This window comes from Larkinella knui (genome assembly GCF_003858645.1).
GTDB classification, from domain to species: Bacteria; Bacteroidota; Bacteroidia; order Cytophagales; family Spirosomataceae; genus Larkinella; species Larkinella knui.
Window position 1 is genome coordinate 2,045,322 of the sequence record NZ_RQJP01000001.1, and the last position, 13,503, is coordinate 2,058,824.

Annotated in this window: 10 protein-coding genes; 7 read left to right on the forward strand and 3 right to left on the reverse strand. The window is 51.7% G+C overall.

Going from position 1 to position 13,503, the window contains the following annotated elements; translation table 11 throughout:
- Positions 1–20: 20 nt before the first annotated feature.
- On the reverse strand, positions 21–3,029 hold the full coding sequence (locus EHT87_RS08285) for a leucine--tRNA ligase (RefSeq protein ID WP_124905669.1): 3,009 nt from the start codon (positions 3,027–3,029) through the stop codon (positions 21–23).
- A gap of 153 nt (positions 3,030–3,182) precedes the next feature.
- On the opposite strand from EHT87_RS08285, the gene EHT87_RS08290 reads away from it, so the two are divergent.
- Positions 3,183–5,051 (forward strand): hypothetical protein, encoded by a 1,869-nt coding sequence (locus EHT87_RS08290; RefSeq protein WP_124905671.1) that lies wholly within the window; start codon positions 3,183–3,185, stop codon positions 5,049–5,051.
- Position 5,052: 1 nt separating this feature from the next.
- On the opposite strand, the gene EHT87_RS08295 is transcribed toward EHT87_RS08290, so the two are convergent.
- Both EHT87_RS08295 and EHT87_RS08300 read right to left on the reverse strand, forming a co-directional pair.
- Positions 5,053–6,618: a DUF7133 domain-containing protein gene (locus EHT87_RS08295; RefSeq protein WP_229320895.1), complete on the reverse strand. Its 1,566-nt coding sequence runs from the start codon at positions 6,616–6,618 to the stop codon at positions 5,053–5,055.
- Positions 6,615–7,685: a plastocyanin/azurin family copper-binding protein gene (locus tag EHT87_RS08300; RefSeq protein ID WP_124905673.1), complete on the reverse strand. Its 1,071-nt coding sequence runs from the start codon at positions 7,683–7,685 to the stop codon at positions 6,615–6,617. The genes EHT87_RS08295 and EHT87_RS08300 overlap by 4 nt, the downstream gene beginning before the upstream one ends.
- Positions 7,686–7,882: 197 nt before the next feature.
- Between EHT87_RS08300 and EHT87_RS08305 the strand changes: the two genes are divergently transcribed.
- From EHT87_RS08305 to EHT87_RS08330, 6 genes are all read left to right on the forward strand, one after another.
- Complete coding sequence (locus tag EHT87_RS08305) at positions 7,883–9,055, forward strand: S8 family serine peptidase (RefSeq protein ID WP_124905675.1); 1,173 nt, start codon at positions 7,883–7,885, stop codon at positions 9,053–9,055.
- A gap of 230 nt (positions 9,056–9,285) precedes the next feature.
- The gene (locus tag EHT87_RS08310; RefSeq protein WP_124905677.1) at positions 9,286–10,344 is read left to right on the forward strand and encodes a sulfite exporter TauE/SafE family protein; all 1,059 of its coding nucleotides are present in this window, start codon (positions 9,286–9,288) and stop codon (positions 10,342–10,344) included.
- Between the two features lie 90 nt (positions 10,345–10,434).
- Entirely contained in the window at positions 10,435–11,628 is a 1,194-nt protein-coding gene (locus EHT87_RS08315; protein WP_124905679.1) for a trans-sulfuration enzyme family protein, read from the forward strand.
- Positions 11,629–11,673: 45 nt separating this feature from the next.
- Positions 11,674–11,901, forward strand: a complete 228-nt coding sequence (locus EHT87_RS08320; protein WP_124905681.1) for a UPF0175 family protein — start codon at positions 11,674–11,676, stop codon at positions 11,899–11,901.
- Positions 11,894–12,352, forward strand: coding sequence for a PIN domain-containing protein (locus tag EHT87_RS08325; protein WP_124905683.1), 459 nt, complete (start codon positions 11,894–11,896; stop codon positions 12,350–12,352). Before EHT87_RS08320 ends, EHT87_RS08325 begins: the two co-directional genes overlap by 8 nt.
- A gap of 10 nt (positions 12,353–12,362) precedes the next feature.
- A complete protein-coding gene (locus EHT87_RS08330) occupies positions 12,363–13,463 on the forward strand; it encodes a Gfo/Idh/MocA family protein (RefSeq protein ID WP_374756021.1) in 1,101 nt (366 codons plus the stop codon).
- The last annotated feature ends 40 nt before the right edge of the window (positions 13,464–13,503 follow it).

A 13,503-nucleotide genomic window follows, 5' to 3' on the forward strand; every position in this document is an offset into this window, starting at 1 on the left:
AACGTTTTCGCTTTTACCCCTTAAATCACCACGTTCACAATCCGCTTCGGCACCACCACAATTTTCTTCGGCGTTTTTCCTTCCAGCCACTTCAAAACCACCTCATTCGCCAGGACTTCTTTTTCAATATCGGACGCGACGGTATCGACCGAAAACACCAGCGTCGTGCGGACCTTTCCGTTGATTTGCACCGGATATTCGATGGTATCTTCCACCAGATAAGCCGGATTGAAAACCGGGAATTCGGCGTAGCTCAGCGTGCCGGGTTCGTTGCCCAAAGCCGCCCAGAGTTCTTCCGTGATGTGGGGCGCAAACGGAGCCAGAATGACCACCAGATCCTGCAAAACCGCCTTTTTATTGCACTTCAATGCCGACAACTCATTGACACACACCATAAAGGCACTCACCGACGTATTGAACGACAAGTGCTCGATATCCTCCGCCACTTTCCGAATGGTTTTGTGCAACACCTTCAACTCGGCGGGTGTCGGTTTTTCGTCGGTCACCAGCCAGCGGCCGGGGCGGGTTTCGGTCGGTTCTTCGTAAAACAACCGCCAGAACTTTTTCAAAAACCGGTACACGCCGTCGATGCCGTTCGTATTCCACGGTTTGGCGTCGGTCAGTGGGCCGAGGAACATCTCATAAAGCCGCAAAGTATCAGCGCCGTAGCGTTCTACAATGGTATCGGGGTTAACGACGTTGAATTTCGATTTCGACATCTTCTCGATTTCAACCCCGCAGATGTAACTGCCATCTGGTTCTGTTATAAATTCGACATTCTCTAAGTCAGAGCGTGATTTTTTAAATGCTTGAATATCCAGCACATCGTTGTCAACAATATTAACATCAACGTGTATGGCAGAAGTAAAAGCAGAGCTAGAAGTATAAAGATTATTCAGCGTACCTGGAGTCTTTTCCACGAAATCACGCTTAATTTCACTTAATCGATTTTCAAAAAAGTCTAAGTACTGTTGTACCCGATCAGAATCAGCAGAACCGGTGAAGCTTTGGGGTCCACTTGACTTTTCTACGATTTCTTTAATTGTTTTCGACACAAATACTACAGGTGGAATTTTTGAAGTAGGTTGAAGGCCAGAATCAGCTTTTACCGTTCCACCTACCGTCAAATTCAGCCGGTACACAAAATTCGACCGGCCCAGAATCATGCCCTGATTCACCAGTTTCTTAAACGGCTCTTCTTCCGGCACAAAGCCCCGGTCTTTCATGAACTTGTTCCAGAACCGGCTGTACAGCAAGTGACCCGTTGCATGTTCGGAACCGCCCACGTACAAATCCACATCGCGCCAGTAGGCAATGGCTTTTTGATCGGCAAACTCCTGATCGTTCTGCGGGTCCATATACCGGTACCAGTACCAGCTCGACCCCGCCCAGCCGGGCATGGTGCTTAATTCGTACTCAAATTCTCCTTTGTATTTCCAGCCTTCGGCGCGCGCCAACGGCGGCTCACCGGTTTCGGTCGGCAGGTATTTATCGACCGGCGGTAATTGCAGCGGCAAATCCTGTTCATCCAGCAAGTATGGTAGACCATCTTTGAAATAAACCGGGACGGGTTCGCCCCAATACCGCTGGCGACTGAAAACCGCGTCGCGCATCCGGTAATTGATCTTGGCTTTCCCGATGCCTTGCTCTTCCAGAAACCGGACCAGCACCGGCAGGGCTTCCTGATACGTCAGTCCGTCGATGATTCCGGAGTTGATATACCGCCCCTCTTTGGTGTTATCCGCCTGTTTATCAATATCTTTCTGACCATCCAGAATGGGAATGATCGGCAAATCGAAGTGTTTGGCGAAGGCCCAGTCGCGCTGGTCGCCCGAGGGAACAGCCATCACGGCCCCGGTTCCGTAGCCCGCCAGCACGTAATCGGCCAGAAAGATCGGAACGCGTTCGCCATTGAACGGATTAATGCAGTAGCTGCCCGTAAACACGCCGGAAACGGTTTTGGCATCGGCCATCCGGTCGCGCTCGGAACGCATTTTGGCGGCTGTGACGTAGGCATCGACATCCGGTTTTTGCGCCAGCGTGGTCAGTTCGGCAACCAGTTCGTGTTCCGGTGCCAGCACCATAAACGACACGCCAAAGATCGTATCCAGCCGGGTCGTGAACACTTTGATGTGTTCGACGCGTTGCTCGATCTGGAAACTCACCTCGGCCCCCGTCGATTTTCCGATCCAGTTGCGTTGCTGTTCCTTCAGCGACTCCGACCAGTCGACGGTATCCAGACCGCGTAACAAACGATCGGCGTAGGCGGTAATGCGCATCATCCACTGGCGCATCAATTTCTGCTCCACCGGATAACCGCCCCGCTCCGAAACGCCGTCTTTTACTTCGTCGTTGGCCAACACCGTCCCCAGGGCCGCACACCAGTTAACGACCGCATCGGCGACATAGGTCAGGCGGTATTTAAGCGTAATTTCGTATTGCTCGCGTTCCGGTTTCGCCTTCCACTCGTCGGCGGTAAAACGGGGTGTATCTTCGTCGGAAACCGCCTGAATACCGCTTGTTCCGTTGGTTTCAAATTTAGCGATCAGGGTTTCGATGGGCTCCGCCTGGTCGGTTTCCTTGTTATACCAACTGCGGAAGAGTTCCATAAAAATCCACTGCGTCCATTTGTAGAATTTAGGATCGGACGTGCGGACTTCGCGGCTCCAGTCGAAGCTGAAGCCAATATTTTTTAATTGCTCGATGTAGCGGGCAATGTTCTGTTCGGTCGTAATGGCCGGGTGCTGACCGGTTTGAATGGCGTATTGCTCGGCGGGCAGTCCGAACGAGTCGAAACCCATCGGGTGCAGCACGTTGAAGCCTTTCAGCCGTTTGTAGCGGGTAACGATATCGGAAGCAATGTAGCCCAGGGGGTGCCCGACATGCAAACCGGCCCCCGACGGGTACGGAAACATGTCGAGAATATAGTATTTGGGTTTTGACGTGTTGTTTTCAGTGCGAAAGGTTTGGTTTTTCTCCCAGAACGCCCGCCAGTTTTCTTCAATTTTCTTGTGGTTGTACTCAGACATTGGATGGTAATTTAAACACATAAAGGATCGGTAACGGCTGAAAATCCGCGGCATACCAATACCGGCACGAAATTAGCATTTTCGCGCAGGGTTTGGAAATCATTGGAATCCGTTTAACCTTTATTTTTCGAAACGTGCCTACCGAACTTAATTATGGATGAATCTTCTACCTTGCCTCACCGTGCCTTTTTGTTTTTTTCCAGTTTTCGTTTTCGGTTGAGTTTTACGTTTTACCTGGTCTTTCTTTTTCTGCTTGCGGCCATTTTGGGGACTTATCTGGCCCAGAATTTTTCCGGGCCGATGATCGGTGGCGAAGACGTTGATCAATACGAATTTGTCGGGGATTTTTTCTATCGCAATCTGCATTTTACTCCGCTCCCGCAACTCGACCTGAACAACACGGACGTTCTGTATCCATACGGCACCGATCACGCTTTTATTCCCTGGTCGTGGGAACGGGATTATTTTTACGCCCTTTTTCACGGCTTTTTCGACCATGCGCCCTTACTTCAAATCTACTACGTAATCAGCCTGATTATCAGCGCCGTCGGCTCATTTTTACTCCTGCATCGCAGCTACAGTCCGTCGCGCTCCTTCGCAGGGGCCATCATGGTTACGTTCTTTAATTTTTACGCTATTTTCAAATACCCGGTTCATTTAGGGTATGCCACCGTTCAGTATACGACCCTATCGCTAATCGTCGATTTTCTGCTGGTTAAACGGTTTGTGCTTTACAAACCCCTTTCCCTTCGCTTTCTGCTGTTCTGGATGCTGATTCATATGCTGGCTCTGGGGCAAGAACCCGCCTACACCACCGGTTATTCCCTGGCATCGGCTTTTTTGTCGATCATGTATGTAGGATCGGTTGCCGCTTACCGGGGATATGGGGGAGAATATCCTCAGCTAAAAAACAAGATAGCAGATTGGCTTTCAACAAATTACCGGGCCACCCCCGGCAGTGTAGCGATACTGCTGGGGCTACTACTGCTTTTCGCTTATCTATACGTCCCCCTGTCGGTCGAAATCTTTCTGACGGCAACAAAATACAATTTCAAAACCATGCCTCCTCAGCAGGAAATCTGGTCGCATCCCCTGCGGTTGCTGATTCCGCACTTCCCCGGTTTCAATACGTTTGATTTCCCCTTTTCGCCCTGGATTAGAAACCTGTATGAAACGTATAGTGGGGGAAGTCCGGGCTGGTTTATTCTGCTGGCAGGAATAACGGGGTTCTGGTACGCCCGCAAGCAATACACAATTTTCGTTCCGTTGCTGGTTTTGTTTACGTTATGTTTGTTTTACCATCCAACTCACATTCCAACCCTGAAGCTGTTTCCGTGGTTTATCTATCACCGCAACGGGGAACGCTCAACCATGATTTACCCGGTTATTTTCGGCCTGATGGCCCTGCACATTCCGTCGCCGTTCCGTTCGGGCCTTCATTCCTCCCTCCTGGCCGTGCTAGCCCTCCTGGCCGGTATGGAAGCCTTCACCGCCTACCGGATCCGATCGGACAGTACGGTTTTGTCTTTTAAAGTCGACGATACCTTTTATAACTACATGGATCTGGTCAGGCAGCAACCCGGTGAGGCCGTCCTCGACTGGCCTTTTTGCATTGTCGGCGGAAATGGCACGGGGCAAAACCAGGGATTATGCCCGTATTATTCCAAAACAGCATCCGTTTCGACCTACCGACGCTATCATGGCAAAAAAACCGTTGGGCATTATTACGGCGGCAGGCTTCATATTGATCAGATACAGTCTTTTCTAGTCGCTGACTGGGCCCGGGTTCTGCCCGGCAACTGTGAAAACGCGGCCGGCACCGGTTTGTGCAACTGTCAAAGCGTCGATTGGGCGTACTTGACCAAGCTTTACCGTCGCTACGACTTTGCCGGGATCAACCTGTATCCTGATCTTCTGGAGCCAGCCTGCGTTCAGGAAGTATATGCGCGTTTTGGCCAGCCCATTGCCGAAACACAGGTGCCAAAGGCGGGTCGGGTACAGTTCATTCCCCGGAAACGATAACCTACATTTTCCGGTCTTTGATCAGCCGGTTGAGCGTGTAGCAAACCAGGTGGTTCATCAGGTGCTGTTGGGTCGTGGAGCGCAGATTACCCAGTTCGAGTTCGTAGATGTATCCGGCTTTCAATTCCGCCAGTTTGAGCGTCACCGTTCGGCCATCGGGCGAGAGAACGGCGTTTGTAACCGCCACCGGTTGCACATCAAACTGCTTCGAACCATACGCTTCGTGGTATTCGTAATAATACCGTTTGAACTGAAAATTAGTGAGTTGCTTCACCTGATCCGCACTGAGCGGTTGCGTAAAGGTCAGCGCAAAACCGGTTGGCGTCAGTTTCATATCGGCCAGATCGAGCGGCACTTTTCCCTTCCAGCGAACGTGCTGAATGCCGCGGTCGCCCGCCCAGCCGTGGTCCGTTTGACCGATCCACAGGCTTCCGTCGGACGCAAAAGCCAGCCGGTTATTGCCTTTGTGCAAACCGCTTCCGACCAGAAACGGCGCACAGGCCCCCTGAATCTGCCCATCGACGGTTTCGAGCATCAGCCGCACCAGGTACGGATGGTTCATCTCGCCGACCAGCATTTTTCCCGCAAACGGACCGAATTTTCCACCGGTATTGTCCAGCACCGGCTGCGTTGGAGAATCCGCAATCCGGCTGTGGGGAAACGCGACACTTTCGACGGTTCTGATGCTGTCCAGCATTTTCACCGGCAATTTTGACGGCGTTACGTGCGGAAAACCGTCTTTCCACAACAAACTCGCCGGATGACCATAGTGCTTGCCTTCCTCAACATGGTACAACTTGCTCGTCCCTAACCAGTCGCCCTGATTATCAGCGGCATACATATTGCCATTGGCGTCAAAACCGATGCTGTTGGGCGACCGAAAACCGCTGGCGTACGGGTGCAGCTTGCCGTCGGGCGTCAATTTCATGATCCAGCCGCGGTACGGAACCGCCGAATACATGCGCCCCGGTCGGCCAAGCGTGTCCAGTTTGCCGCGAACTTCCGGAAAAATACCGGCCCCGTTCGACGCGCAATTCAGCGCGATGTAAAGATTTCCTTTTTTATCTTTAATGGGACCAAAAGCAAATTCGTGGTAATTGCCCGACAGGCCAAAGTCATCCGTCACCGTCAGGTATTCATCCGCCACGCCATCGCCGTTGGTATCTTTGATGCGGGTCAGTTCGGGCCGTTGCATGACCAGAATCTCGCTGTTGCTGATCGCCAGAATTCCCAACGGATCATGAATTCCTTCGGCAAAAAGCTTCCAGGTTTTCGTTTTGGGATTGTACAGCATGATCTCCCCCCGGTGAAACCCGGCGACAATCCGGCCGTCGGGCATGATCGCCAGACCATCGGTTTCCGCCGTCAGCCCTTTGGGCATCCGGATGGTTTCCACTTCGTAATAATCCGTGATCGTATCGGCAGGGAAGCTTCTGGATGGGAACGCGGCCGGGGCGACGCTCGCTTGGGCGGATTGAACGGATAAAAACAGATAAAAAAATCCCGTTAAAATCCGCTTAATCCGTTGTATCCCTGTTCCCATCACTATCGTAGGTATCGTTTTCATTCCGCGGTCATCGTTATTGTAAATGTTCTGGTTCCCACCGGCAGGCGCACCATGCCGTCCTGCATTTTGCCCACCGACGGGCGGTATTTCACCCCATCGCCGGATTTGCACCGGAAATAAACCGGTCCTGCCACCGAACCCAGCGTAAACTGCCGGATCAGGCCCCGGCCCGTCGGCAGCGGTTTGATCATCTCCCGAACTTCGATGCCGTTCACCGTATACCGGAATTCCGGGTAGCGATTGATCAGTTTGTAGCCTTTGAAATGAACCTCGGGCAAGCGGTCGGCGGTACCAAACCGGATCGGAAAACCGCCCTGATCCCGGAAATAAACATCGCCGATGACGTGCGTCGGTTTCTTGCCGTTGCCATCCCAGTGATCGGTTTGGTCGATGAAGCCACCCGTCCAGGCATACCGCAACCGACACGCGCCCGCATCCCAGCAATAGGCCTGCCTGGGCGTCAATCCGACGGCGATGGACGCGGGACCGGAGTCCGGCATGAAGGTGCGGTAAATGGCCGGGTAGGTCAACACATACGGATGATCGGGCTGGTGACCCGCATGACCGGCCGCATCATCTTTGCGGTTGGCGGCCACGTTCGGATCTTTGTCCAGCGTCGGAACGGAAGCCGGTTTTTTAGTCACGTAAATAGCCCCGTACATGACAAAACCGTGGCCGGGAAGGGTACAGACATACGCATAAATCCCTTCCTGCGTGAGTAAAAAACTGATTTTGTCGGACTTGCCGGGTTCAACAACCACCGTATGGGCCACCACATCCGGGGTGCGCGGAACATAATTCAGTTTCACGGCCTGATCGCCCAGTGTCAACGAGGTATTGACGACCCGCAACCGCGAGTTTGGCAGCGTAACTACCAGATTGTGAGCCATATCATCGTAATTATCCAGCGTCAGATTGACCCGGGTTCCGGGCCTGACCACGAAGCGCGGGACATCATATTTCAGGCCTTCGATGGCTCGAACGGTTAAGGTTGTATCCTGGGCAAATGCCGGTAGGTTCAGACCGAAAAGGACAACAATAATCCCAACGGCTAGTCGATTTTTCATGAGGACAAATTATACGCTGAAAAGCAAATTAACGGCTTTTTCTACTATTCCGGGTTATTTCTTACAAAATCGAAGTCGTCAGAAAATCTGAACAATTTTCGTTTTTCGCATTCGTTTTAGTATAGGTTCAAATTGACTGACTTTACTATCGACCTACCGCTACGTTTTCATTTTCTGCTTTCTTACCATTTCTTTTCATGCGGTGGTCATCCTTCGCGGCCTTGACGTTCAATGTCGCTCTTTTTTCTCTGCTCATCGGCTGTCAATCCGACCAGGACATTGGTCCGGCGGGCGACTGTCTGGTCAAATCGTCGGTCAACAACGGGCAGGCGATTGCGGGTGCTTATATCGTTACCTACAAGCCAACGGAGGGTTTGCCGGTTGCGCCCAATGCGCGGGTCGGTGCGGCCGTCCAGCAGCTTCTGACGGGTCACGGTTTGACCGATCCAAATGCGCAGGTGCTGTTTTCCGGCGAATCAACCGGCTTTCTGGCGCACATCAACGCCAGTGCCGCCGAGCAATTGAAGGCCGATCCTGCGGTCGAGCTGATCGAACCGGATCGGATTATATCCCTTTGCAGCTGCGTCGATGTGGCCGTTACGTCGACGCTGACCTGGAATGTGAAGCAAACCGGGTACGGGCGTGGCGATCTGAATCCCAATAAAACCGCCTGGATTCTCGATACCGGCATCGACCTGGATCATCCCGATCTGAACGTCGATGCGGCCCGCAGCAAATCATTTCTGACCGGCAAAACCGCCGATGACGAAAATGGTCACGGAACCCACATTGCCGGTATTATCGGTGCCAAAAACAATACCATCGGCATCACCGGCGTCGCTTCGGGGGCCACGTTAGTTGGACTTCGGGTGCTCGACAATGAGGGTGAAGGCAAACTGTCGGCGCTGGTACAGGCGGTTTCGCACGTTTCTACGAATGGCAAAGCCGGCGATGTCGTCAACATCAGCATCGGGGGCGAGGGCACCTCAACGACACTCGAGCGAGTCATCAAACAGGCGGCTGATAAGGGAATTCTGTTTGCCATTGCGGCCGGTAACGATGGCGAATCGGCCGAGAAATTCGCGCCTGCCAACATCGACCACGCGAATGTTTTTACGGTTTCGGCCATGGACCAAACCGGAAGTTTCGCTTCGTTTTCCAATTTTGGCCCCACGGTCGACGTTTGCGCATATGGCGTCCGGATCACATCGACGTATTTAAATGGCAAATACGCGACCTTGTCGGGAACCTCGATGGCCTCTCCGCACGTAGCCGGATTATTGCTGATTCGCGGGCGGGCGATTCCCACCAACGGTTTTGTCAGGAATGATCCGGACAATAAACCCGATCCCATTGCCGGTGGCGAGTAAGGACGCTGAAACCGGTACTTCCCCGTAACTTTTAGATAAGGAACTAGTGAAAATAGGTAATAAGAAAAATCATACCTAACGAATCAAATACAGAATAATCGGGTCAATTTTCTTGCTTTAATACAACACATTGCCCACCTTTGTATTCGAATTCGATCATCCAAGCGGCATTTCCAAATGCCGTTTTTCATGAGAAGAATTCTCTACTAACTATATATAGCTAATTACTTATGCAATCTATCTCAGCCTCCGACTCTTCGCCAGAAGCCACCACTCCAGTCGGGCTGAACCTGAATGGATTGAAAATAACGGTTCAGGGCGACTCGGCTGCGGAACAGGTCAAGGTTTTGCGGACGGCTTTTCCGGAGTCTGAAATTGATCTCATTCCCGACGTCCCGGCCCGGTCCGTGCTGCTGCGCCGACGCAACCGAACCGAAATTGCCATTTATATTTCTTCGGCTCTGGCTTTGATGATTGTCGGCCATCTGCTGTTCAGTTACCTCACGCTGGATCGGCTGACGCTGGTTCTGACCACCCTCGAATTCAATAGTGATTTCTGGTATTACCTGGCGGGCGGTTTTGTAGCGCAGATGATCGACGGAGCCCTGGGCATGGCGTATGGCGTTACGGCTTCCACGCTCCTGCTGACGGTGGGCGTCAGTCCGGCGGCTGTTAGTGCCAGCGTTCACAGTTCGGAAATTTTCACCAGCGGGGTTTCGGGCTACATGCACCTGCGGTTTGGCAATGTCAACAGCAAACTGTTCAAAGCCGTGCTGATTCCCGGCGTCATCGGTGCCTGTATGGGCGCTTACGTCCTGGTTTCCCTGGAACAATATTCGGTCTATATCAAACCCATCGTGGCGGTTTACACGGCCATTCTGGGCGTATTGATCATTCAGAAAGCATTGACCAAACGGATCAAGAAAAAGCCGATCAAACAAATCGGCCTGCTGGCCTGGTTTGGTGGCACCATGGACGCCATCGGTGGTGGTGGCTGGGGGCCGATCGTGTCCTCGACACTGATTGCCAGCGGACGTCATCCCCGCTACACCATTGGCTCGGTGAACCTGGCCGAATTTTTCATCTCGCTTTCCAGTTCACTTACCTTCGTTACCCTGATTGGGCTAACGCACTGGCAAATCATCATCGGTCTGATTCTGGGGGGCATGATTGCCGCCCCCATTGCCGCCCTCCTTTCGACCCGTTTGCCGATAAAAGCCATGATGATCATGGTCGGCGTTGTTGTAATAATCGTAAGTTTGCGAAATATTTTTACTGTTTTATTTTGAGAGAAAGACGTTAGACAAGAAAGAAAAGATGTACCCAAGTGCCATTCTTTCTTTTCTTTCTTGTCTAACGTCTCTTGTCAATTCCCATTCATGAAAAGACAAACGAAAGCCATCCGTATCCAGACGAAGAAATCGCAGTACCGCGAACATTCGACGCCTTTGTTTTTGACCTCCAGTTTCACGTTTGAAAGCGCCGAGCAGGGAAAAGCACTGTTTGAAGAATCGGAAGAAGGGAACATTTATTCCCGTTTCTCGAACCCGAACGTGACGGAATTTGTCGACAAAGTGTGCATGCTCGAAAACGCCGAAGCCGGTATTGCCACGGCAACCGGTATGGCTGCGGTTTTTGCGAGTATGGCGGCCCTGCTCCAATCGGGCGATCACCTGGTGGCTTGCCGGGCCTTGTTCGGTTCGGCGCATCAGATTATTTCGCAGATTCTGGTGAAATGGGGCATCACGTATACGTACGTGGACGCCGACGCCACGGAGGCCGAATGGGAAGCGGCCATTCAGCCGAATACGAAAATGGTGTACCTGGAAACGCCATCGAATCCCGGTCTGGAACTGGTTGATCTGGAAATGCTGGTTCGTTTGAAGAAAAAATACGGTTTTATTCTCAACGTCGATAACTGTTTTGCGACGCCGATTCTGCAGGCGCCCCTCGATCTCGGGGCCGATCTTTCGGTTCACTCCGCCACCAAATACATGGATGGACAGGGACGTGTGCTGGGTGGCGTTATCGTCGGTTCGGAAGAGTTGATAGCCCCGATCCGTTTTTTTGCCCGGCATACCGGTCCGTCGATGTCGCCATTCAACGCCTGGACGCTGTCGAAAAGTCTGGAAACGCTGGAACTGCGCATGGACCGTCACTGCTCGAATGCGTTAAAACTGGCACAGGCGCTGGAGCAACATCCGGATGTTCACGCCGTCAAATACCCGTTCCTTCCCTCCCATCCGCAGTATGAACTGGCTAAACGCCAGATGGAAGCCGGTGGCGCCATTGTCACGTTTGAGGTAGAAGGCGGTTTTGAGCGCGTAAAGGCCCTGTTCGACTCCTTGAAAATTGCGTCACTTTCTTCTAATTTAGGGGATACGCGGACCATTGTCACAAATCCGTTCACAACGACGCACTCCAAACTGAAACCCGATGAGAAAGCGGTTTTGGGCATTACCGAAGGCTTGATTCGCGTTTCGGTCGGTTTGGAAGATGCCGATGATCTGGTGGAAGATTTCGAACAGGCGGTTCGCAAGTCAGCGGAAGTGCTGCAGTCGGCGGCCCAGTGAATGTTGTAGTTGGGATTCCGGTTATGAGTTCAAATCGCTAGGCATATGAAAACACTGACCATCAATTTACCCGACAACCTTGATCTAGAGGAGTTTGAGGCAAAAATGCTTTTTGCGGGGCAATTGTACGAAAAAGGCAAAGTATCGCTCGGGCAAGCGGCCGATATTGTCGGCATCAGCAAGCGGTCTTTTATAGAAATTATGGGGCGGTTTGGGTTTAGTGTATTTAATTATTCCGTGGAGGATCTCAAACGGGAAATTGCCAATGCCTGAAGTTCTTGTTGTTTCGGATACATCTTCTATCATTTTACTGGATAAAATCGGAGAAATAGAAATTCTCAATAAGTGCTTCGACAAGGTTTACACGACCCCGATAGTTGCCCGCGAATTCGGAATTTCATTGCCGGTTTGGATTACAGTTCAAGAAACACGTAATAAAATACAACAGGAGAAATTAAATGCTATAATGGATGCCGGAGAAGCCAGTGTTTTAGCATTGGCTTCTGAACTTGGTGAATGCTATGTTCTTATTGATGACAACAAAGCCAGACGGTATGCGGAAGCAGTTTCTCAAAAATACGTGGGTACATTAGGTCTAATACTTCGGGCGAAGCGGTTAGGAGTAATTTCGACAGTTCGTCCATTGCTTGAAAAAATTAAGAAAACTGATTTTTGGGCTAGCGAAAGTTTGTATGAATTGATACTCGAAGAAGCCGGAGAATAACATGCCAATCATGCCCACGCTATATGTACTTTTGTTTGTGATGGCTCTAAGCTCACAAATCAACGCCCAAACCACCCAAAAACCGCTCCGTGTTGGCGTTGTCGGGTTGGTGCATTCACATGTTGGCTGGATTCTGAACCGGGCAAAGAAAACCGGTGACCCAACTATTGAGGTGGTCGGTATTGCCGAGCCGAATCGGGAAGTGGCCGAGCGGTATATGAAACAGTACGGTTTACCAATGAGTCTGGTGTATCCGACGGTCGAGGAAATGCTGGACAAAACCAAACCGGATGCGGTAACGGCTTTCAACGAGATCAGCAACCACATCAATGTCGTCAAAATCTGTGCGCCCCGCGGTATTCACGTCATGGTGGAAAAACCGCTGGCCGTCAGCATCGATCAGGCGAAACAGATGGAAGCGTTAGCCAAAAAGCACAACATCCATTTGTTAACCAACTACGAAACCACCTGGTACGGCAGCAACCATAAAGCGTTTCAGATGGCGGTAAAAGACGGTGCTATCGGCCCGATTCGCCGGATTGTCGTCCACGACGGGCACGACGGGCCGAGCCGGATGAACAAGGAATTTGTGGCCTGGCTGACCGATCCGGTTACCAACGGTGCCGGTGCCCTGTTCGATTTTGGGTGTTACGGTGCCAACCTGGCGACCTGGCTCCTGAAGGGCGAACGACCTAAGACAGTGAGTGCGTTCACGTTACAGATCAAACCGGATGTGTATCCGAAAGTCGATGACGATGCCACCATCGTTCTGGAATATCCCAAAACGCAGGTCGTTATTCAGGCGTCGTGGAACTGGCCGTTCAGCCGCAAGGATATGGAAGTCTACGGTGAAACCGGCTATGTGTTTACGCTCGATGGCACCCGAATGCGGATCCGGTTGAAAGACGACAAAACGGAGCAGCCCTTCGAAGCTTCCAAAACCGATGCGCCGGTCGCCGATCCGTTCGACTACCTGGCGCAGGTGGTGCGTGGTGAAACTAAATCCGTGGATGATTTGTCATCGTTGCAAGTGAATATGATTGTGATGGAAATTCTGGATGCGGCCCGTCGTTCGGCCAAAGAAGGAGGCAAACCCATCGCGTTAAAATAGCACGGGCGGCCCCGTTTCGTCCGTAATTTTAAAACACGGA